This window comes from Bradyrhizobium sp. LB11.1, from assembly GCF_040549385.1.
In the GTDB taxonomy this organism is placed as follows: Bacteria; Pseudomonadota; Alphaproteobacteria; order Rhizobiales; family Xanthobacteraceae; genus Bradyrhizobium.
The window spans coordinates 214283-235354 of the sequence record NZ_JBEPTH010000012.1 but is presented as its reverse complement, the minus strand read 5'-3'; the positions used below and the strand labels follow the sequence as shown (position 1 = coordinate 235354).

General features: G+C 64.0%; 18 protein-coding genes and 1 pseudogene. 13 read left to right on the top strand and 6 right to left on the bottom strand.

Annotation, left to right across the window (positions count from 1 at the left end; all coding sequences use genetic code 11):
- The 5 genes from ABIA96_RS27920 to ABIA96_RS27900 all read left to right on the top strand — a co-directional run.
- Positions 1 to 746: response regulator (locus tag ABIA96_RS27920; RefSeq protein ID WP_354140247.1), on the top strand; the 746-nt coding region annotated here is incomplete at its 5' end.
- Positions 747 to 769: 23 nt separating this feature from the next.
- Entirely contained in the window at positions 770 to 1240 is a 471-nt protein-coding gene (locus ABIA96_RS27915; protein ID WP_354140246.1) for a chemotaxis protein CheW, read from the top strand.
- Positions 1241 to 1312: 72 nt separating this feature from the next.
- The gene (locus tag ABIA96_RS27910) at positions 1313 to 1678 is read left to right on the top strand and encodes a response regulator (RefSeq protein ID WP_007600538.1); all 366 of its coding nucleotides are present in this window, start codon (positions 1313 to 1315) and stop codon (positions 1676 to 1678) included.
- A 73-nt stretch (positions 1679 to 1751) separates the two neighbouring features.
- Positions 1752 to 2954: a protein-glutamate methylesterase/protein-glutamine glutaminase gene (locus tag ABIA96_RS27905; RefSeq protein WP_354140245.1), complete on the top strand. Its 1203-nt coding sequence runs from the start codon at positions 1752 to 1754 to the stop codon at positions 2952 to 2954.
- On the top strand, positions 2951 to 3823 hold the full coding sequence (locus tag ABIA96_RS27900; protein WP_354140244.1) for a CheR family methyltransferase: 873 nt from the start codon (positions 2951 to 2953) through the stop codon (positions 3821 to 3823). Before ABIA96_RS27905 ends, ABIA96_RS27900 begins: the two co-directional genes overlap by 4 nt.
- Before the next feature lie 166 nt (positions 3824 to 3989).
- On the opposite strand, the gene ABIA96_RS27895 is transcribed toward ABIA96_RS27900, so the two are convergent.
- The 3 genes from ABIA96_RS27895 to ABIA96_RS27885 are packed head-to-tail and all read right to left on the bottom strand — an operon-like array spanning position 3990 to position 5991.
- Positions 3990 to 5150, bottom strand: a complete 1161-nt coding sequence (locus tag ABIA96_RS27895; RefSeq protein ID WP_354140243.1) for a glutathionylspermidine synthase family protein — start codon at positions 5148 to 5150, stop codon at positions 3990 to 3992.
- 3 nt (positions 5151 to 5153) lie between these two features.
- Positions 5154 to 5585, bottom strand: a complete 432-nt coding sequence (locus tag ABIA96_RS27890) for a hypothetical protein (protein ID WP_354140242.1) — start codon at positions 5583 to 5585, stop codon at positions 5154 to 5156.
- A gap of 1 nt (position 5586) precedes the next feature.
- The gene (locus ABIA96_RS27885; RefSeq protein WP_354140241.1) at positions 5587 to 5991 is read right to left on the bottom strand and encodes a DUF350 domain-containing protein; all 405 of its coding nucleotides are present in this window, start codon (positions 5989 to 5991) and stop codon (positions 5587 to 5589) included.
- 272 nt (positions 5992 to 6263) lie between these two features.
- Between ABIA96_RS27885 and ABIA96_RS27880 the strand changes: the two genes are divergently transcribed.
- Positions 6264 to 8081: a CHAT domain-containing tetratricopeptide repeat protein gene (locus ABIA96_RS27880; protein ID WP_354140240.1), complete on the top strand. Its 1818-nt coding sequence runs from the start codon at positions 6264 to 6266 to the stop codon at positions 8079 to 8081.
- Between the two features lie 74 nt (positions 8082 to 8155).
- Complete coding sequence (locus ABIA96_RS27875) at positions 8156 to 9739, top strand: hypothetical protein (RefSeq protein WP_354140239.1); 1584 nt, start codon at positions 8156 to 8158, stop codon at positions 9737 to 9739.
- 90 nt (positions 9740 to 9829) lie between these two features.
- Here ABIA96_RS27875 and ctrA read toward each other — a convergent pair whose 3' ends face one another.
- Positions 9830 to 10531, bottom strand: a complete 702-nt coding sequence (ctrA, locus tag ABIA96_RS27870) for a response regulator transcription factor CtrA (protein WP_007600544.1) — start codon at positions 10529 to 10531, stop codon at positions 9830 to 9832.
- A 442-nt stretch (positions 10532 to 10973) separates the two neighbouring features.
- Between ctrA and fliI the strand changes: the two genes are divergently transcribed.
- From fliI to ABIA96_RS27840, 6 genes and pseudogenes are all read left to right on the top strand, one after another.
- A complete protein-coding gene (fliI, locus tag ABIA96_RS27865; RefSeq protein WP_354140238.1) occupies positions 10974 to 12299 on the top strand; it encodes a flagellar protein export ATPase FliI in 1326 nt (441 codons plus the stop codon).
- A gap of 120 nt (positions 12300 to 12419) precedes the next feature.
- On the top strand, positions 12420 to 12839 hold the full coding sequence (fliJ, locus tag ABIA96_RS27860; RefSeq protein ID WP_354140237.1) for a flagellar export protein FliJ: 420 nt from the start codon (positions 12420 to 12422) through the stop codon (positions 12837 to 12839).
- Between the two features lie 184 nt (positions 12840 to 13023).
- Positions 13024 to 13569: a sigma-70 family RNA polymerase sigma factor gene (locus ABIA96_RS27855; protein WP_354140236.1), complete on the top strand. Its 546-nt coding sequence runs from the start codon at positions 13024 to 13026 to the stop codon at positions 13567 to 13569.
- A gap of 43 nt (positions 13570 to 13612) precedes the next feature.
- Entirely contained in the window at positions 13613 to 14668 is a 1056-nt protein-coding gene (locus ABIA96_RS27850; protein ID WP_354140235.1) for an anti-sigma factor, read from the top strand.
- A gap of 169 nt (positions 14669 to 14837) precedes the next feature.
- Positions 14838 to 15797 carry a helix-turn-helix transcriptional regulator gene (locus tag ABIA96_RS27845; RefSeq protein WP_354140234.1) on the top strand — a complete coding sequence of 320 codons (960 nt, stop codon included), beginning with the start codon at positions 14838 to 14840 and terminating at the stop codon, positions 15795 to 15797.
- Between the two features lie 113 nt (positions 15798 to 15910).
- Positions 15911 to 17133: pseudogene (locus ABIA96_RS27840) on the top strand (NAD(P)/FAD-dependent oxidoreductase).
- A gap of 997 nt (positions 17134 to 18130) precedes the next feature.
- Here the strand turns inward: ABIA96_RS27840 and ABIA96_RS27835 are convergent.
- Together ABIA96_RS27835 and flhA are read right to left on the bottom strand one after the other, a co-directional pair.
- On the bottom strand, positions 18131 to 18331 hold the full coding sequence (locus tag ABIA96_RS27835; RefSeq protein WP_354140233.1) for a hypothetical protein: 201 nt from the start codon (positions 18329 to 18331) through the stop codon (positions 18131 to 18133).
- Between the two features lie 294 nt (positions 18332 to 18625).
- Positions 18626 to 20764, bottom strand: a complete 2139-nt coding sequence (gene flhA / locus ABIA96_RS27830; protein WP_354140232.1) for a flagellar biosynthesis protein FlhA — start codon at positions 20762 to 20764, stop codon at positions 18626 to 18628.
- Positions 20765 to 21072: the final 308 nt, after the last annotated feature.

The following is a 21072-nucleotide window of genomic DNA, read 5'->3' as shown; positions in this document are numbered from 1 at the left end:
AAGAGCTTCCGTCGGACAAGATCGAGTTCTCCAACGGCCGCTACATGGTGCAGTACCGCGAGCAGCTGATGCCGCTCGTCGCCATGGAGAACGTCGCCATCGCCAGCCAGGGCGCCCAGCCGATCCTGGTGTTCTCCGATGACGGCCGCTCCATGGGCCTCGTCGTCGACGAGATCATCGACATCGTCGAGGAACGGCTCAACATCGAGGTCGGCGGCTCCGCCTCCGGCATCCTGGGCTCCGCCGTGATCAAGGGCCAGGCCACCGAGGTGATCGACGTCGGCCACTTCCTGCCGATGGCGTTCGCCGACTGGTTCACCCGCAAGGAGATGAAGCCGTCGATGCACTCGCAGTCGGTGCTGCTGGTCGACGATTCGGCGTTCTTCCGCAACATGCTGGCGCCCGTGCTCAAGGCTGCCGGTTACCGCGTCCGCACCGCGCCGACCGCGCAGGAGGGCCTCGCCGCACTCCGTGCGCAGACCTTCGACGTGGTCCTGACCGACATCGAGATGCCCGACATGAACGGGTTCGAGTTCGCCGAGACCATCCGCTCCGACAGCAATCTGGGCTCGATGCCGATCATCGGCCTCTCGGCGCTGGTGTCGCCGGCGGCGATCGAGCGCGGCCGTCAGGCCGGCTTCCACGACTATGTCGCCAAGTTCGACCGTCCCGGTCTGATCGCGGCGCTGAAGGAACAGACCGCAGGTGCCGCCGGCGCCTCCGAGCTGAACCGGGCAGCGGCGTAACCAACGGGATCAGGAGACACACCATGACCAAGAAGATGCAAACCGGCGAAGGCGCCATGGTCGAATACGTCACCGCGATGATCGGCGGCCAGCTGTTCGGCCTGCCGATCTCCCGCGTCCAGGACGTGTTCATGCCGGAGCGCGTCACCCGCGTTCCCCTCTCTTCGCGCGAGATCGCGGGCGTGCTGAACCTGCGCGGCCGCATCGTCACCGTGGTCGACATGCGCGCCCGCCTCGGCCTGCCCAAGCCCGAGGACGGCAAGACCCCGATGGCGGTCGGCGTCGACCTGCGCGGCGAATCCTACGGCCTGCTGATCGACCAGATCGGCGAAGTGCTGCGCCTGTCCGAGACCGGCATGGAAGAAAACCCCGTCAACCTCGACCCTCGCATGGCCAAGCTCGCCGGCGGCGTCCACCGTCTCGAAGGTCAGCTCATGGTCGTCCTCGACGTCGATCGCGTCCTCGAGCTCGCGCCCGAGATGATGGCGGCCTGATACGGCGGCATCGCCTCCGACAGACTTGCAATTGGAAGTGTCCTGCAAAGGGGACAGGAAGCAGAGGTTCACATGCGAACGTGTCTCGTCGTTGATGATTCCAGCGTCATCCGCAAGGTTGCGCGCCGGATCCTGGAAGGCCTCGACTTCCAGATTCTCGAAGCCGAGGACGGTGAGAAGGCGTTGGAGGCCTGCAAGCGCGGGCTGCCCGATGCTGTGCTGCTCGACTGGAACATGCCGGTCATGGATGGCTATGAATTCCTCGGCCACCTCCGCCGCATGCCCGGCGGCGATCAGCCCAAGGTGGTGTTCTGCACCACCGAGAACGATGTCGCGCATATCGCGCGCGCGCTGCACGCCGGTGCCAACGAGTACATCATGAAGCCGTTCGACAAGGACATCGTGACGGCGAAGTTTCAGGAAGTCGGCTTGATCTGAGCGAACACCGGAGGCTGAACGGCTCTTTCGGCGTTTGTTTTCAACTAACCGTTTCAGTCTGAGTTGGTGAGTAATGAGTGTTGCGTTCGCAGGTAATTCGACCACGGGCTCGTCGCGCGAAGCGGGACCGCTGCGGGTGATGATCGTCGACGACTCCGTCGTCATACGCGGTCTGATCTCGCGCTGGGTCGGAGCCGAGCACGACATGGAGGTCGCGGCCTCGCTGCGCACCGGGCTCGAAGCAGTCAACCAGCTCGAACGCATCAATCCCGACGTTGCCGTGCTCGACATCGAAATGCCCGAGCTCGACGGCATCTCGGCGCTGCCGCAACTGCTGGCGAAGAAGCGCGATCTCGTCATCATCATGGCTTCGACGCTGACCCGCCGCAACGCGGAGATCAGCTTCAAGGCGCTGTCGCTCGGCGCGGCGGACTATATTCCGAAGCCGGAATCGACGCGCGAGGCCTCCGCCGCGGACATCTTCCACCACGATCTGATCCAGAAGATCCGCCACCTCGGCGCGCGCCTGCGTCGCAAGCCCGCAGTTGCGAGCCCGCCGCTCGCGCCCGCGAACCCTGCTGCTCCGGCTGCACGTGCACCTTCTGTCGCGCGGCCTGCCGCGCCCGCACCGGCTCCGGGCCTGCATGCCCCGTTGTCAGGTCCGCTCACCACGCGTCCGTTCTCGACCCAGGCTCCGAAGGTACTGCTGATCGGCTCTTCGACCGGCGGCCCGCAGGCGCTGATGGCGCTCGTCACCGAACTCGGCCCGGTGATTGACCGCGTTCCGGTGCTGATCACCCAGCACATGCCGCCGACCTTCACGACCATTCTTGCCGAACATCTGGCGCGCTCGAGCCGCAAGCCGGCAGCAGAGGCGGTCGACGGTGAACCGGTGAAGCCGGGTCGGATTTATCTCGCGCCCGGCGGCAAGCACATGCGCCTCGTGCGCAGCGGCGCGGACATCGCGATTGCGCTCGACGACGGCCCCGCCGTTAATTTCTGCAAGCCAGCGGTCGATCCGCTCTTCACCTCCGCCATCGACATCTGGCACGGCAACATCCTCTCCGTGATCCTGACCGGCATGGGATCGGACGGCATGCGCGGCGGCAAGGACATCGTCGCCGCCGGCGGCAGCGTGATCGCGCAGGATGAAGCTTCCAGCGTGGTGTGGGGCATGCCGGGTGCGGCCGCCAACGCCGGCATCTGCTCGGCGATCCTGCCGCTCAACCAGATCGGCGCCAAGGTCAACCGCCTGTTCGCGGGAGACCGCTCGTGACGCCGACGGACTACGAATATCTGCGCAAGTTCTTGAAAGAACGCTCCGGTCTCGATCTCTCGCCCGACAAGCAATATCTGGTCGAGAGCCGGCTGTTGCCGTTGGCCCGCAGGGCGAGCCTGCCCGGGATCCCCGATCTCGTGCTGAAGATCAGGAGCGGCGATGGCCGGCTTGCGACCGACGTGGTCGAAGCCATGACCACCAACGAGACGTTCTTCTTTCGCGACAAGATCCCGTTCGATCATCTGCGCGACAGCATCATGCCTGGCCTGATCCAGGCGCGCGCCGCACGCAAGTCGCTGCGCATCTGGTCGGCGGCCTCGTCGACCGGGCAGGAGCCCTATTCGATCGCGATGTGTCTGAAGGAGATGAGCGCAGCTCTCGCCGGCTGGCGCATCGAGATCGTCGCTACGGATCTGTCGCAGGAGGTGCTGGAGAAATCAAAGGCCGGCGTCTATAGCCAGTTCGAGGTGCAGCGCGGTCTGCCGATCCAGCTCCTGATGAAACACTTCACGCAAGCTGGCGACGTCTGGCAGCTCAATGCGGATATTCGCGCGATGGTGCAGTTCCGCCAGCTCAATCTGTTGCAGGATTTCTCCCATCTCGGCACCTTCGACGTGATCTTCTGCCGCAACGTGCTGATCTATTTCGATCAGGACACAAAGGCCGTGATCTTCGAGCGCATGGCGAAGGGCCTGGAAGCCGATGGCACCCTGTTGTTGGGCGCTGCCGAATCCGTGGTCGGCATTACCGACGCGTTCCGTCCGATCTCCGACCGCCGCTGCCTCTACCAGCTCAATCCCGCGCGCTCCGGCCGTCCGATGGGCGGGCTGATGCCGCAGCCGCTGAAAGTCGCCGCCGCGAGGTGAGCTCGCTTCCTTCTCCCCTTGTGGGAGAAGGTGGCGCGGAGCGCCGGATGAGGGGTTGTCTCTACAAACTCTCATGAGAGTAGTTTGCTCGCGGAGAGAGACCCGTCACCCGTCTCGCCGCTATCGCGGCGAGCCACCCTCTCCCACAAGGAGAGAGGAGAACACCCTACAAAATCGCATGCGGCAGAAACCGCGAGCTGTTGCCTGTGATCGGACTCTCGTCCTCACGGATCGAAAGCCCGCACGGCTCGTGGTTCACCAGCCAGCTTCCCACCACCGGATAGACGCCCGAAAAATTCGGCAGCGGTGAGAGGGCCTGGCGCACAAAGCCTTCGGCGCCGTAGGGGCCAGCGTGCTCGTCGAGTGACATGCCGCCTGACAACAGCGTGACATTGGCGCCCTCGCGCGACAGCAGCGGCTTGCGGACGTAGGAGCTGCCGAGCTCGGCTGCGCGCGGATCGTCCTCGAAGAAGGCCGGCAGCAGATTGGGATGGTTTGGAAACATCTCCCAGAGCAGCGGCAGGATGCCCTTGTTGGAGAGTACCGCCTTCCATGGCGGCTCGATCCAGCGCGTCGGAGCGCCTGCGAGCTTCGCACCGAAGGCGTCGTGGAACATCCATTCCCAGGGATAGAGCTTGAAGACCAGCTCCATGTCGCGGTCGTCGAGATCGACGAAGCCACCGGCCTCGTCGCGCCAGCCGATCTCCTCGATGTCGAGCAGCGTGGTCGAGAGGCCCGCCTGGCGCGCGGTGTCTTCGAGATAGGCGAGCGTGCCCGCGTCTTCTTCGGAGCCGGTCGTGCCGGTGATATGCAGATGACCGCCCGCGCCGATCGCTTTCCACGCCTCGATCAGCCGCTCGTGGATCGAGTTGAACTGGTCGGCGCGCGTGGGGATGATGCGCCGCTCGATCGCCTGCTCGAGCCAGGTCCATTGAAACACCGCGGTCTCAAAGATCGAGGTCGGCGTGTCCGCGTTATATTCCAGCAATTTTGCGGGAGCCTCTCCGTCGAACTTCAGGTCGAGCCGGCCATAGAGGCTGCGGTCGTCGCGCTCCCAGCTTTCCGTGATCAGGCTCCAGAACGCTTCCGGAATCTTCAAACGCCGCAAATGGCGTTCGTCGGCGATCACGCGACCGGCGAGCTCCAGGCACATCGCATCGATCTCGCCGGTCGGGGTCTCGATGGCGCGCTCGATTTCGTCGAGCGTGAACGCGTAGTAGGCGCGCTCGTCCCAATAACGCTCGCCGTCGATGGTGTGGAAGGCAAAACCGCATTGCTCGGCGGTCTGTTGCCAGTCGTCGCGCTCGGGACAAGCGATGCGTTGCATATGTCAGCCGCCGCCCGAGAAACCATGCGCAAACGAGCCGAAGCCGCCACGCGTGACGCCGACGGAGCCCGACTCCGACGGACCCCCCGACGAGGAATGGCTCGCGGAGTCGCTACTGAAGAAGCTGGAGCGCGACGACCAGTGCGCGCCGCCTGATGAGCCGCCGCCGCTGCTACAATTGGTGGTCGCCTTCGCCGGTATCGCCGCCCCGGGGACTGCCGCCCCGGGGACTGCCGCCCCGGGGACTGACGCCCCGGCAGAAGAGGGATTGCAAGTCCGCCGCGGCATCAGCGTGAAGGCAGTGGTGCCGACCGCGATCGTGCCCATCACCAGCAGTGCGACATGGCCCGAGCGTTTCACCGGCTCGCGCGGGGCCTGCGGCGCAGAAGCGGGCCTGCGCTTGCCGAATTCCTTGGTCGGAGGCTTCGCTGCCATATCAGTAGATCATGCAGGCGGCGTTCAGGAGGCCCGCGGCGAGCGAGGACAGGCCGAGCCAGATTGCGGGCGCCAGCTCGCCGGCGGCGATCCGCCCCGACAGGTTCGGCACCGGGATCTTGACGACATAGAACACGGCGACTTGCACGATCAGCGCGATGAACGCCCAGATCAGGCAGTCCAGCACGTTGGCCGAATGCGCGATCGCGCTGAACAGCGGTGCCACGAAGCCGAGCAGGCTGAGGCCGAGCGCAATCGCGGCCGCTGGATCGTTGTCGCGGATCAGCTGGAATTCGTTGTGCGGCGTGATCCGCGTGTAAACGAAGAGATATGCCACTATCGCGATTAGCCCGGTGCAGAAATAGACCAGGAAGGCGGGCAGGCCAGCGAGCGATTGCAGGATCATGGGGAGGTCCGACGTTGGCGCCGCCAATTCTGGCACGATCGCTTGGTCGCCCCACCCGGCGGACAGGTTCGATCCCCAGAAACAAGCCTGCTCCGCAGTACGCCCCGGCACTGCACAAAATATCGGGCCGCATGAGACATGCTTCACAAATGCGTCTCGAGGTTGTGTGTGATAGTCTGGCGCATTGTTCTTACGGTCGCCCTGGTTGCGATCGGCCACGCACATTCGAGGGCTTCTTCGTTCGATCAAAATCTTGATGAGTGAGGCTCCAAATGCCTGTTGCCGAATACGAAGATTTCGAGCTCGAGATCGGCTCCGATCTGCCCGTCGGTGGCGGCCCTCAGCAATATTACGGTCGCGTCATCAGGTCGCCGGCGGGCGAGGCACCGAAGAGCCAGGTGAAGTTCTGGTTCTCCGCGCCCGGTGAACTGGCCAAGCTGCGTGGCGAGCTGGAAAACGCCGTCCTCGAGATCGACGAGAAAAACCGCCAGGGACCGACCACGCGCGGCGAGCAGGTGCTGCGGGATTTCGGCCGCGGGGTGTTTCGCAGCGTCTTCACCGACGTGCCGTCGATCCAGCGGATCTATGAGCGCAGCAAGGGCGCGGCGCAGGATCTGAGGATCAAGCTGCGCATCGAGGCGGCCGACCTTGCCGGACTGCCCTGGGAATATCTCTACGACGAAGACGACATGCCCGGCTTCGTCAGCCTCACGCGCCCCATCGTGCGTTATTTGGAGACGGCGGGCGGCGTCAGCCGGATGGGCGTCAGGGGACCGCTGCGCATCCTCGGGATGATCGCCGATCCCTCGACCAGCGAATGGCCGAAGCTCAACGTCGTCAAGGAGCGCGACCGCATCAACAAGGGCATCGATGCGCTCCAGCACGAAGGCAAGGTCGATTTCCAGTGGGTCCCCGGCGGGACCGGCAAAGACCTGATGAAGAAGCTGTTGGAAGGCGACTGGCACATCTTCCACTTCATCGGGCATGGCGGCGTCGAGGAAGCCTTGCCCGGCGCCGGCGCTTCCGGGTTCGTCGTCATGGTCGACGAGGACGGCAAGCCCGTGAAGAAGTTCGCCTCCGACCTTGCGATGATGCTGACGGGGGCACGGCGCAGCATGCGCCTGATCGTGCTCAATTGCTGCGAGAGTGCCAGGATCAATGTCGGCGATCGCTTCGGCAATCCGGCGATCGGGCTGATGAAGACGGGATGGCTGCCCGCCGTGGTGGCGATGCAGTTTCCGATCACCGACAACGCCGCGATCTCGATGTCGGAAGGATTTTACGCAGCACTCGCCGGCAACCGTCCGATCGACGATGCGGTGACGCTCGCGCGCAAATTCATCCAGGAGAAGTCCCGCGTCGAGTGGGGAATTCCAGTTCTCTACATGCGCTCGCCCGACGGCCGGATTTTCGACGTTGAAGCGCAGCAGCCGCCGGGGCCGCCACCCGAGGCGGCGCGCCCTTCGAAGGAGATGCTACGGCAGCGGCGCGACGAATTCATGGAGGCGCTGCTTGTTGCCCCGACGACGGTCGAGGCGCTGGAGGATCTGACACGGCGCGGGCAGGAGCTGCATGGCCTCTTGGCCGACGACGCCGAACTCTCGGTCCGGCTCGCGAAAGTCTATTTCGATCTTGGCACCCTTCAGCACAAGCAGAAGCAGATCCCGAAGGCCGCCGCGAGTTTCGCCTACATGCTGAAGCTCGATCCGGCGAAGCCCGAATATTTCGTGCGCCGCGCCAATTTCAACGTGACGGTCGGTCTCTACGAGAATGCGCTCGGTGACATCACCGAAGCGATCAAGCTCAAGCCGAAGAACGCGGAGTTCTACTGGATCAGGGGGATCGTCAGCATGACGGCCGCCGGCACAGACGACAAGCGCGGCTATGTCGAGGAGGCGATCAAGGCCTTCGGCACGGCGATTGCGACCAACGAGAACGAGCCGAAATATCTGGTGTCCCGGGCCAATGCCTATGCCCAGATCAAGGACGCAGCCAAGGCCCAGAACGATATGGACAGCGCGATTGCGCTGGCTCCGGACAATATCGATTTCCTGGTCCAGAAGGCCAAGATGATCGCCCAGGCCGCGTGACTCTCACGCGACCGCCGGATGCCGCGTCGTCCGGCGCGCCCTTCAACAGCGAACCCTAGCGATAGGAGTTCATCGTGCCGCTTGCTGATGTTGTAAACTCCCTGAATTCGATCTTCGAGTCCTTCGGTGGACCGCTTCTGGTCGTGCTGTTCTACTGGTTCAGGTTTCACACGCTGAAGGGGACCCGCTCGTTCACGACGCGGCCGCTGTTTTTGTTCGGCCTCGCCGTCTTCATCACGCCGTTTCTGGTGGTCTATGCCGTTCTTCCCGACAAGCTGTCGCCGCTCGCCGCGGTCTGGCTCCTGATGTTCGCCTGGCTCATTCCGGTCGCGCCGAAGGCATGGCGGAAATTCTGTCAGGAGCTGGCCGGCATTCCCGTCAGCGCGCTCGCGCTTCGCGACGCGCTGGCCGCCGCACCGTTCCAGGTCGGCCCGGACGACATGCCGAGCCTTCAGCGCAAGCTGTCCAGGGTCGGCTATCAGGTCGAGGATTTCCGCGCCACGCAATCGACCGCGATCCAGTCGCGCTTCCTCAAGATATCGGCGCTCATGCTTCATCTCGAGGGTTGGGCCGCCGAACATCAGGCTTTCATGGAGCGCAATTCCGATCTCTATGCGGAGCTGCTCGCGGTCTACGACTCTCTCTGCTTCCGCACCGTTCGCGTGCTCAAGAGCAGTGCCGAGGTCTACGGTGCGATCATGGAGGATAGCCAGGTCGAGCCGGACGACTGGCAGGCACTCGACCAGCTCTCTACGCGCCACAGCGTGGTCAGCCAGCTTCAGCTGGCCGCACAGACCGCAGCGGGATGCATGCTGGAGGATTTGCGCAAGGACATGGATTCCCTGCTCAACAACCTCCTGCTGTTCGCAGCGCGCGCTGCGCTCGCCCGCGAATGGACGTTTGCCCGCAGCAGAAAAAGGTTAGGGGCGATCGGCTTCACGCTCGAGCCGTCCCCGCCCGGCATCGTGAAGTTCGTGGCGGTCGTGGCGGGCTTCGCTTTCGTCTGGTGCCTGGTGTGGCTGCTCGGCTCGGGCAGGGTCGTCCACACGCCTGGAGACCAATATGTCGGCATGGTGCGGACGCTGCTGATGACGCCGCTGTACCTGATCGTGAACTTCTGGCTGGTCTACTATTTCAAGCGGCAATACGCGTTCGCGAACGAGACCATCTTCGGCCGGCTGCCGATCGGATTCATTCTCACGATCGGTCTCTGGAGTGCCCTGATCCTTTTCCCGATTCAGGCCGCGTTCGACTTCTACCAGTTTCCGCAAAGGCCTTATCCCGACGTGGTCCTTCACGAACTGCCGCTTTTGATCTTCCCTTGGGGGATCGCGGCGATGGCGGCCCTGCTGGTGCAGGATTCGACGTGGGGCAGGCGGTCGCGCAAGACACGGCGGATGCGCGATGGCCTCGTCTTCGGTGGTGGCATGACGGCGCTGCTGTGGGTGCTGCTGGTCATCCACCAGGTCAGCCCGATGCCGGTATTGGAGGTCGTCGACGGCGTCTCCGGCTGGATGTTCTTCTGGTCCTTCGTGCTCCCGACCTTCGCGTTCGGATTCATCATCGGCTACGCGTTGATCGCCTGGCTGCGCGAGGCAGCCGCGCGCGTCCCGGTCAGGAGCCCCGTTCTCGCAAGCCCTGCGTTTGCAGGCGCCTGACGAAACCCCCAAAAAACAAAAACCCCGCCATTTGCGGCGGGGTCCAGGCTGGGAGGAGCGAGCCCGACAGGGGCTCGCGACGTAAACGGATCAGGCGGGGATACGCTCTTCGACCTCGTGCGGCTCGCGCAGCACGTAGCCGCGGCCCCACACGGTCTCGATGAAGTTGCGGCCTTCAGAGGCATTCGCGAGCTTCTTGCGGAGCTTGCAGATGAAGACGTCGATGATCTTCAGCTCGGGCTCGTCCATGCCGCCGTAGAGGTGGTTGAGGAACATTTCCTTGGTGAGGGTCGTGCCCTTGCGGAGCGAGAGCAGCTCCAGCATCTGATATTCCTTGCCGGTCAGATGCACGCGCTGGCCACCGACTTCGACTGTCTTGGTGTCGAGGTTGACGACGAGGTCGCCGGTCTGGATGACCGACTGGGCATGGCCCTTGGAGCGGCGCACGATCGCGTGGATGCGGGCAACCAGCTCGTCTTTATGGAAGGGTTTGGTCATGTAGTCGTCGGCGCCGACGCCGAGACCCTTGACCTTGTCCTCGATGCCGGCGAGGCCGGAGAGGATCAGGATCGGTGTCTTGATCTTGGAGACCCGAAGCTGCTTGAGCACGTCGTAGCCGGACATGTCGGGCAGGTTGAGGTCGAGAAGGATAATGTCGTAATCGTATAATTTACCGAGATCGACGCCTTCTTCCCCCAAATCGGTCGTGTAGACGTTGAAGCTTTCAGACTTCAGCATCAGCTCGATCGACTGCGCGACGGCGCTGTCATCTTCAATCAGCAAAACGCGCATGCCAGTTCCCCATAGTCGCCGCTCCTGGGCGTCAGGTCGGCCGCATTCGCGGCACACAACAAAACGCCTTTGAACAACTGATTCGGATCCTGACAACAGATGGTTAACAAATTCTGATTCTGGAACGCAAGCCCTATGGATGCAATTTTCATCGAATCGCCCTAAGGTCTTGTGTGTGAAGCAGCTTTCGTTACCCGGTTGCGTTCAAGTTCCACTTTAAGAGACGGGCCTAACCGACTCCCGCGACTCAGCCTTCTTCTGAAGGGGAGCCACGCTCAGTCACAAAGACAGTGACGCAATGATTAACGATGCGGGTAAACACGGAGTTAAGCGCCGTTCAGAAATATGGCGAAACTTAAGGATTTCGCCACGAAGGCACCAATCATGAAGGCGCGTCCCTATGAAGGCCCTCTTATGAAGGCTGCTCGATAAAGGCAGGTCCATGAAAGCTCTTGCCGAACAGATCGGCGATATCGACGGCGTCAACATCTATGGCCGTGTGGTCGGCGTTCGCGGCCTGATGGTCGAAGTGGCCGGGCCGATCCACGCGATGTCGGTCGGCGCGCGGCTCGTGATCGAGACCGGCGGCAACCGTTCCATCCCCTGCGAGGTGATCGGCTTCTCCGGCAACAACGCTGTCGTGATGCCGTTCGCGGGCCTCGATGGCGTGCGTCGCGGCTGCAAGGCCGTCATCGCCAATGCCGCCAATCAGGTTCGTCCGTCATCGGCCTGGCTCGGCCGCGTCGTCAATGCGCTGGGCGAACCGATCGATGGCAAGGGGCCATTGCCGCAAGGCGCCTCGCCGATGCCGTATCGCAATTCGCCGCCGCCGGCGCATTCGCGCAAGCGCGTCGGCGCGCCGCTCGATCTCGGCGTGCGCGCAATGAACACCTTCCTCACCTGCTGCCGCGGCCAGCGCATGGGCATCTTCGCAGGCTCCGGCGTCGGCAAATCCGTGCTGCTCTCCATGCTCGCGCGCAACGTCGATGCGGCCGTCAGCGTGATCGGGCTGATCGGCGAACGCGGCCGCGAGGTCCAGGAGTTCCTGCAGGACGACCTCGGCGAGGAGGGGCTGGCGCGCTCCGTCGTGGTGGTCGCGACCTCCGACGAGCCGGCCCTGATGCGGCGGCAGGCGGCGTATCTGACGCTCGCGGTCGCCGAATATTTTCGCGACGAAGGCCAGGACGTTCTCTGCCTGATGGACTCGGTGACCCGGTTTGCCATGGCCCAGCGCGAGATCGGCTTGTCAGCCGGCGAGCCGCCGACCGCCAAGGGCTATACGCCAACCGTCTTCACCGAGTTGCCGAAACTTCTGGAGCGCGCCGGTCCGGGCCTCGGGGAGGGCGCCATCACGGCGATCTTCACGGTGCTGGTCGACGGCGACGACCATAACGAGCCGATCGCCGACGCCGTCCGCGGCATCCTCGACGGCCACATCGTGATGCAGCGCTCGATCGCCGAGCGCGGCCGCTACCCCGCCATCAACATCCTCAAATCGGTCTCCCGCACCATGCCGAAATCGGCGGATCCGCAGTTCTGGCCGACCATCCAGAAGGCGCGGGCGGTGATGGCGACCTATGCCGACATGGAGGAACTGATCCGGCTGGGCGCCTACCGGGCCGGCTCCAGCCCCGAGGTCGACGAGGCGATCCGTCTGCACGAGCCGCTGGAGGCCTTCCTGCGCCAGCGCAAGGACGAAAATGCATCACTTGCGGACGGCTACCTCCAGTTGGCGCAAATCCTCGGTAATTTGGAAACGGAACGCTAACTTTGTCCCGTCATCATCCGATCCCACAGAGTAGCAGAGCCGGTCTTGGCCCAATTGGGCCTGTGGGGAGGCCGGTGTCGTCCCACGTGCAGCTAAGGGACTTCTGGGGAGTACGAGTCGATGAAGTCACGTGATACCCTCATCCGCCTGAAGAAGTTTCAGGTCGACGAGAAGCGCCGCCGGGTCGCCCAGATCGAGTCCATGATCGCCGACTTCCAGCGGATGTCGACCGATCTTGATCGCGAGATCACGACCGAGCAGGACCGCGCCGGGATCAACGATCCCGCGCATTTCGCCTATCCGACCTATGCCAAGGCCGCCATCCAGCGCCGCGAGAACCTGACCCGCTCGGCCGACGAGCTGAAGGGCCAGCTCGAGGAGGCCAAGGCCGCGCTCGGGGAGGCCTTCGAGGAACTGAAGAAGGTCGAACTCCTGGACGAGCGCGATCAGGCCCGCGAGCGCGCCGAGGAAAACGCCCGCGAGCAGGCCGATCTCGATAGCATCGGCCTGATGCGCTCCCGCATCGGCGCCGTCGCCTAAACGACAACCGGCGGTCAGAACCGCCTGAGAATTGGCGAGCCCGGACCCGCAAGGTCCGGGTTTTTGCGTGTGCTGTCCACAGCGTGGCGCGCCGCCCCTTGGTGAGGGGCTTGGCCGCGCGCTATGGTAGTGGAAGTGCCGGGGTCCGCGCGGATGCGACGGGGCCCGTGCGTTGGGGGGCTGAATGCTGACGCCAGCAGAGCTGGTCGGGCTGATTGAGGCGGTGGCGAAGCGCGATCAGGCCGCGTTTGAGCGCCTCTACGTCGCCACGCGGGCGAAACTCTTTGGTGTCGTCCTCCGTATCTTGCGCCGACAGGATCTCGCAGAGGAGGTCATTCAGGAGACCTACGTCAAGATCTGGAACAGTGCCGGCCAGTTCAATCCGACGCTGTCATCGCCGATCACGTGGATGGCATCGATCGCGCGCAACCGCGCCATCGATATCGTACGCAAGAAGACGGAGGCCTCCATCGAGGAGGAGCCGCAGGCGATGGAAGTCGCCGCCGACAGTCCCGATCCCCTGGCGCGCCGGGAGATGTCCGAGGAGTTGAAGCGGCTGCTGGAATGTGTTGGCCGGCTCGAGCCGGACCGTCAGAGGCTCGTGCTTCTCGCGTATTACAACGGCTGGAGCCGCGAGCAATTGGCGGAGATATTTGCCGCGCCCGTCAACACGGTGAAGACATGGCTCCGGCGCAGCATGCTGGATATCCGGGAATGCCTCGGACTATGAGGGCTTCGATGATGATGATGAGGATGGTTTTGGACTGCAATTGATGGCCTACAGTGAGGACCATATCGCGCTTGCCGCGGAATTTGCGCTCGGCACACTCGATGCCGACGAGCGCGCGCAAGTTGCGACCATGATGGCGGTGGACCAGGAGTTCGCCGCAATCGTGCAGGCCTGGGAATTCCGGCTCGGCGTCCTCAATCAGATGGTCGGCACGATCGAGCCGCGGCCGATCGTGTGGGAAAACATCAGGCGCGAGATCGCGGGGATGGTGTCGTCCCACGATTTGCCGGAGGCACCGCCGGTGCTGTCGGAAGCGCCGCCCCCACCACTGCCAGAGTTCTATTCACCGGAGCCTTCTTCGCCGGAGCCTCGACCGTCGGAGGCGCCATCGCGGGACGTGCAGCCGCCGGGGCCGCCCGAATCCGGCTCGGATGCCATTCCGATTTTCCCGCCGCAATTCGTGCCGCAGACCCATGCGCCAGATCCGCGCGTTGCGCCCGTGACGCAGGTGCCGATCGTCGACGACACCAACGTGATCTATCTCGAGCGCCGCGTGAAGCGCTGGCGCAATATCGCCTCCGCCGTGGGTGCGCTCGCGGCCGCGCTGCTGGTGACGCTGTCGCTTCAGATCTTGCTGCCTGATGCACTGCCCGGCGCCTTGCGGCCCGCAGCGCGCATCCAAACGGTCGAGGTCAAGACACCGGTCGTGCCGCTATCCGCGCCCGCGCAATATGTCGCGCTGTTGCAGGGTCAGAGCGGCGGTCCCGCCTTCATCCTCACCATTGACGGCGCGACCAGGAATTTCACGGTACGCAAGGTCGGCGCGACGCCGGAGCCGGGCAAGAGTTTTGAGCTCTGGCTGATCTCCGACAGGCTCCCACGCCCGCGTTCGCTGGGCGTGATCGGCAGCGCCGACTTCACGGCACGTCCGGTGCTCGCCGGCTACGATGCCGATGTCGTCAACGGCGCGACCTATGCCGTCACCGTCGAGCAATCGGGCGGCTCGCCCAACGGCCAGCCGACCTCGGCACCGGTGTTTTCCGGCAAGCTGATCGAGACCGTGCCGCCGTCCCAGCCGCAGGCGCCCGCGAGGAAGTAGTCGCGACAAGGCCGCATAATTGTCGCCAGGGTCCATTTCGTCGTCGCAATCCGACAAGTCTAGCTGAATCCGTCTGTGATTTGAACCTCCATCCATTCTGCGGCGTCAAATGCCCGGAATTTGCAGTCGGCATCGCCGATCATGGTGCCGGAGAGGGGCTAGAAATCAGATGGATGCAGCCAAGCCGCCGGGCATTTTTATTCACCAATATGCAGGCCTGCCGCAGGGCCCGGCGTTCGAACATTGGCGCGACAGGGCCTTGGGGTCCTGTGGCCTCGAGATCGGGCCGAGCCATGGCGGCAGCATCGATTGCCGGCTGCAGATCAGCGTGGTCGACAATATCGCGCTGGCGCTTCCAGAAGGTGCCTCCGCACAATATTCCCGCACGCAGAGCGGCCTTGCCGATGGCAGCGACGATCTCGTGCTGATTGCAGCCCATGCCGGCCTCGTCAGCGTCCGACAGAACGGCCATACGGTCGAGCTTGCGCCGGCGCAGATGGTGCTTGCCGACATGAGCATCACCGGCAGCGTCGGTCACACCGACGAGAACCGCTTCACCACCATCCGCATGCCGCGCCGCGCGCTGCTCGACATCAATCCGCGGGCGGAGGAGAAGCTGTCCCAGGCGCTGTCGGACGGTGCGGTCGCCGAGACCATCGTCCGTTATCACGCGCTCGCTGCCCACCACGCACCTCATCTCGACGCCGTCGGCCAGCGCCTGACCGCGCAGCACATGATCGATCTCGTCGGCCTGCTGCTCGGGACCGACGCCGAGCACGCGGCGCTCGCGCGCGGTCGCGGCCATGCGGCCGCCCGTCTCGATCTCATGCGCGCCGACGTGATGGCCGCACTCGGCCGCAACGATCTCTGCCTCTCTGAGGTCGCCACCCGCTCAGGGCTCAGCCCGCGCCAGGCGCAGCGGCTGTTCGAGCAGGCCGGCACCACCTTCACGGAATTCGTGCTCGATCAGCGCCTGCTGCTTGCGCGAAAGCTGCTCGGCGATCCCCGTGCGCGGGCGCGCAAGATCAGCGACATCGCGCATTCCTCGGGCTTCTCGGATCTGTCCTATTTCAACCGCGCCTTCCGCAAGCGTTTTGGCGCGACGCCGTCGGCGCTGCGCGAGGCCTGAGGCCCGATTGTGTGCAGCGGCGCACAGCTGCCGCAGTTGGTCCATTCGGATGAATGAGCTATATCTGTCTGCGCGGGATCGCCGGATTTTCTCGAACAGCGAAGTCAACGGACATGGTGCGTATCGTCGTGCTCGGCGCCGGTTTGCAGGCCTGTGGGCGGCGATCGGTGCCGCGCGCATGCGCGACGAGATTGGTGCCGCCGGCCGCGACATCGAGATCCGCATCATCGACCGCAATCCATACCATAACATTCGCGTGCGCAATTACGAGGCCGATCTCAGCGAGGTCGCGCTGCCGCTTCCGCAACTGCTCGATCCAATCGGCGTCACGCACGGGATTGGCGAGGTCGAGGCGGTCGATCCGGCGCGGCGCCAGATCTCGCTGGTCACGAGCAGCGGCGAGGAGAAACTGAGCTACGATCGCCTCGTGCTTGCGCTCGGCAGCGAAGTGATGCGTCCCAATATTCCGGGCCTCGCAAAGCATGCGTTCGACGTCGATAGCTATGCTGCGGCGCTTCGGCTCGAGGATCACCTCGTCTCGCTCGGGCGCAGTGCGCCGTCGCCGGGGCGGTCGACAATCGTGGTGGTCGGAGCCGGCTTCACCGGCATCGAGGTTGCCACCGAAATGCCCGACCGGCTGGTGCGCGCCGGCATCACCGGCAGTCGCCGCATCGTCCTGGTCGATCCCAATCTCGTGGTCGGCGCCACGATCGGCGCGCAAGCTTGTCCTGTCATCGAGACGGCGCTGTCGTCGCTCGACGTCGAGACGCGGCTCGGTGTGCGCGTCGCGTCGGTGGAAGCCGCCGGTGTTCGCTTGAGCTCGGGCGAGTTCATCCCGGCGCAGACGGTGATCTGGTGCGCCGGGCTGCGTGCCAGCCGGCTCGCCGAAAACTTTCCGGGCGCGCGCGATCGGCTCGGGCGTCTTCTGGTCGATCCCTTCATGCGGGTTGCTGATCTGCCTGGCGTCTTCGCCGCCGGCGACGTCGCCTCCAGCGTGGTCGATGGCTTGCATCCGACCGTGATGTCCTGCCAGTTCGCCCGCCCGATGGGCCGCTTCGCCGGCCACAATGTGGTGGCCGATCTTGTCGGCCAGCCGATGCTGCCGTTGCAGATCGACTGGTACGTGACCGTGCTCGATCTCGGCGATTGGGGTGCTCTTTACACGGAAGGCTGGGATCGCGACGTGCGGACGACCGGCCATGCTGCCAAGGGGACCAAGCAGATCATCAACCGCAAGCGCATCTATCCTCCGCTCACCGGCAGCAAGGAGGATTTGTTCGCCGCCGCCGCGCCGACGGTGCAGGCGCCGCCGCCGACCTATGGGGCGGCGAGATAGTGTCTAATTGATGCTCGTTGGAAGACGACGGCCGTGCGTCTCACTCCGTCTTTGCGAGCGCAGCGAAGCAATCCAGAATCTTTCCGCGGAGACAGTCTGGATTGCTTCGCTGCGCTCGCAATGACGATGCGGAGGCGGCGTGCCCCAAGCCCTTGCGTTGCCCGACGGGCAAAACACCCAAATATCAGGTCAATCCGCCCCGTCAAAAATATTTCGATTTACAGAAATTCGGATATGGCGTATGTGTCGCGCAACCCGGCCCAAGGAAGAGGGGCGTATCGCGATCGTCACGAACGCGGGTCGGATTGCGGTGGACGTGAGTCACATCGGCGCGAACGTGTATCGCAGGGCGGGCAACCGTGAGCGAAAACGTCGCGCGCACGACCGGTGAGATTTGCGTACGGCAAAATCGTGTGGTCCTGGCGCCCGGGGTCTGAGCGCCAAGTCTCGTGGTGATGCGTCTCGCCCAACCGGGCGCGCACATCAGCCATCTGCGAGGCGACGGGGGCAATAGTGCATCGCTCCCCGGGGAGATCACGACATAAGCCGTCAAACCACTGCGCAGGGAAGGCCGGATGTTGGGCTTCACCTGTATGCCGCTGTGCAAATCTTCTGACTGTTACCGCGCACAGTGGACCGCGGGTGCCAGCCGGCACCCGGTCTTCCCTGCGCCCTCTTTCAGTTGAGGGTGAAGCGACAAGCAAAGCTCGGGCGAGATGAGCCGCGAGAGCGCGAAGGTGCGTCCGTGAGGCTGTAGGATGGGTAGAGCACTTGCGAAACCCATCATGCTTCGGCGAGGAGGCTACGTTGATGGGTTTCGCTTTCGCTCTACCCATCCTAACGACCCGTCATTGAGAGCTACCCCAGACATGAGAAAGCGCCCGTGGGGGGCGGGCGCTTTCTGTAGTCGACTTGGGGTTGGGGTCGTCTACATATCCACGTGGCGACTTTGGGGGGCTGATAAAGAGCCGCGTGAATTCCTGAAACTCAAATCTCCTTAGCGAACGAGGGACGCATTCGCACTCGTGATCACAACCGGCTTGCCGGCCTTGATGACGCGGGCGGTCTGCGTGAGGCCTTCGTCCGAACCCGAGCGCGCCGAGATGCCAAAACCCGCGACTGCGATGCCGGCAACGAGCGCAACGGCCACCACCTTCAGGTGGGTCGAGCGATCTGCGCTGTAAATCGAGTGGTTCATGGAAGGCTCCTGCCGCCATCTACCCGAAGTAGTCGCCTGCTTGATTGGGCAGGTTCATGCTTCCGATGCCCAACAACCTAGTATTGGGAGGATTCGTTCCCAAGAGGTCATCACAAGAGCGTGACAGGACGTGAAAGATCGCGATCAAAAATGGATATTGATCGTTCGATTTCGCAATTATTTCAACGATGTAATGTGCTCGTAAGACGCCTTGTCTGCATTTGGTCGACAAGGCGCCAGGAACTCAAAAACCATTTGCCTGTGGCCGAAAAACACACGGCTTCTTAAGGCAAATCAGATGCTTCCGACCGTTTTCAGCCTCGCTCGCGGGTGGATTTCGGCCTGCGACAGCACGGTCGTCTGGGCCCGGAACCGCTCGACCAGGGAGCGGACGAAGGGGCGAATTGCCGCAGAGGTCACCAGCACCGGCGCCTCGCCCTCGCGGGCGGCGCGCTCGAAGGCCTCGCGCACGCCGGTCATGAACTCCGACAGTTTCGACGGCTGCATCGCGAGGCTGCGCTCTTCGCCCTGGCCGACGATGGATTCGGCAAAGGCCTGCTCCCACCGTGCAGACAGCGCGATCAGAGGCAGGTAACCGCTGTAGGACGTATTCTGCGCGCAGATCTGTCGCGCCAGGCGGGCGCGGACATGCTCGACCATGGTCGCGGGATTGCGCGAGAAGGCGAGCGAATCGGCGATGCCTTCGAGGATGGTCGAGAGGTCGCGGATCGAGATGCGCTCGGCGAGCAGGAGCTGAAGCACGCGCTGGATTCCGGAGACCGTGACCTGTCCGGGCACGATGTCCTTGACCAACTCGCCCTGCTCCTTCGGCAGCTCCTTCAGCAGCTTCTGCACCTCGCCATAGGAGAGCAGGTCCGACATGTTGGCCTTGAGCAGCTCGGTGAGATGGGTCGAGAGCACGGTCGCGGCGTCGACGACGGTGTAGCCCTTGAGCGAAGCCTCCTCCTTGAGGCTGGCATCGACCCAGGTGGCGGGCAGGCCGAAAGTCGGTTCGGTGGTGTGGATGCCGGGGACCTGCACCTGGCTGCCGCCGGGGTCCATGACCATGAACTGGTTCGGCCAGATCTTGCCGGTGCCGGCATCGACCTCCTTGATCTTGATGATGCAGGTGTTGGCTTCGAGCTGGACGTTGTCGAGGATGCGCACAGCCGGCATGACAAAACCCATCTCGATCGCGAGCGAGCGGCGCAGCGCCTTGATCTGCTCGGTGAGGCGGTCGGTGCCGTCGGGGCCGTTGACGAGCGGCAGCAGCGCGTAGCCGAGCTCGATCTTGAGGTCGTCGATCTTCAGCGCCGCAGAGATCGGTTCTTCCGCCGCAGCGCCCGGTGCACCCGGCGTACCGGCCGCCGGCGCGGTCTTGGCCGCTTCTTCGGCCTTGATGGCGGTACGCTTGTGGTTACGCGCCTGCCAGGCCAGCGCGCCGGCGCCAGCGCCGAGCGCAAGGAAGGGGATGGTCGGAATGCCCGGCAGCGCCGCCAACACCAGCATGACCGCCGAGGACATTGCGAGCGCCTGGGGATAGCCGGAGAACTGCTTCATCAGCGCCTTGTCGGCGGCGCCGGAGACGCCCGCCTTGGAGACGAGCAGGCCCGCCGCTGTCGAGACGATCAGCGCCGGCACCTGGGTGACGAGGCCGTCACCGACGGTCAGCAGCGTGTAGCTGCGGCCCGCATCGGCAAAGGACAGGCCCTGCTGCGCCACCCCGATGATCATGCCGCCGACGACGTTGATGAAGACGATCAGGAGGCCCGCGATGGCATCGCCCCGGACGAACTTCGAGGCACCGTCCATGGCGCCGAAGAAGCCGCTCTCGTCCTCCAGTTCCTTGCGCCGGTGCTTGGCGACTTTCTCGTCGATCAGGCCGGCGGAGAGATCGGCGTCGATCGCCATCTGCTTGCCGGGCATGGCGTCGAGGTGGAAACGGGCGGCGACTTCGGCGATACGGCCCGAACCCTTGGTGATGACGACGAAATTGACGATGATCAGAATGGCGAAGACGATGATGCCGATGACGAAATTGCCGCCCATTACGAAGCTGCCGAAAGCTTCGATGACGTGACCGGCCGCGTCCGTGCCCTCATGCCCGTGCGACAGGATCAAGCGGGTCGAGGCCATGTTGAGCGACAGCCGCAGCATGGTCGAGATCAGCAGGATGGTCGGGAAGGCGGAGAATTCCAGCGGCGTCTGGATGAACAACGACGTCATCAGGATCAGGATCGAGAGCGTGATCGAGATCGCCAGAAACAGGTCCAGCACGACCGCCGGCAGCGGCAGGATCAGCACCACCAGGATGGTGAGGACGCCGAGCGCCAGCGCGATGTCGCCGCGCTTGAGGATGTTGACGATCTCGGAGAGGGAGGGGAGGCCCGGCTTCGCGCTGCCTACGCCCTGTCCCGCGGTGACGTCGACCATGGTAGCTGCTCCCCCGCGCGACTGTCGCCCGCGCGCCCCAAACGTCTGCGCGGCGGCCGATGGGCCGCCGCTCCGAAAGTGAGGCACCGCACTGGCGTCCACGGGAACTCCCGTTCTACCCGGCTGACGACACTCGACTCCACTGGGCAATTTTTGCCCGGTGTATGGTTAGCAAACGGTTAACAAGGGGTGCGGGAAGAGGTCAGACCGGGGTGTTTCGGGCGTCGCGCAGGAAGGAAATCGTCATGCCCGGGGCTTATCCCACGGCTGTCGGGTTTAAAGCCCGGCCACCACGACGTGATCGACGG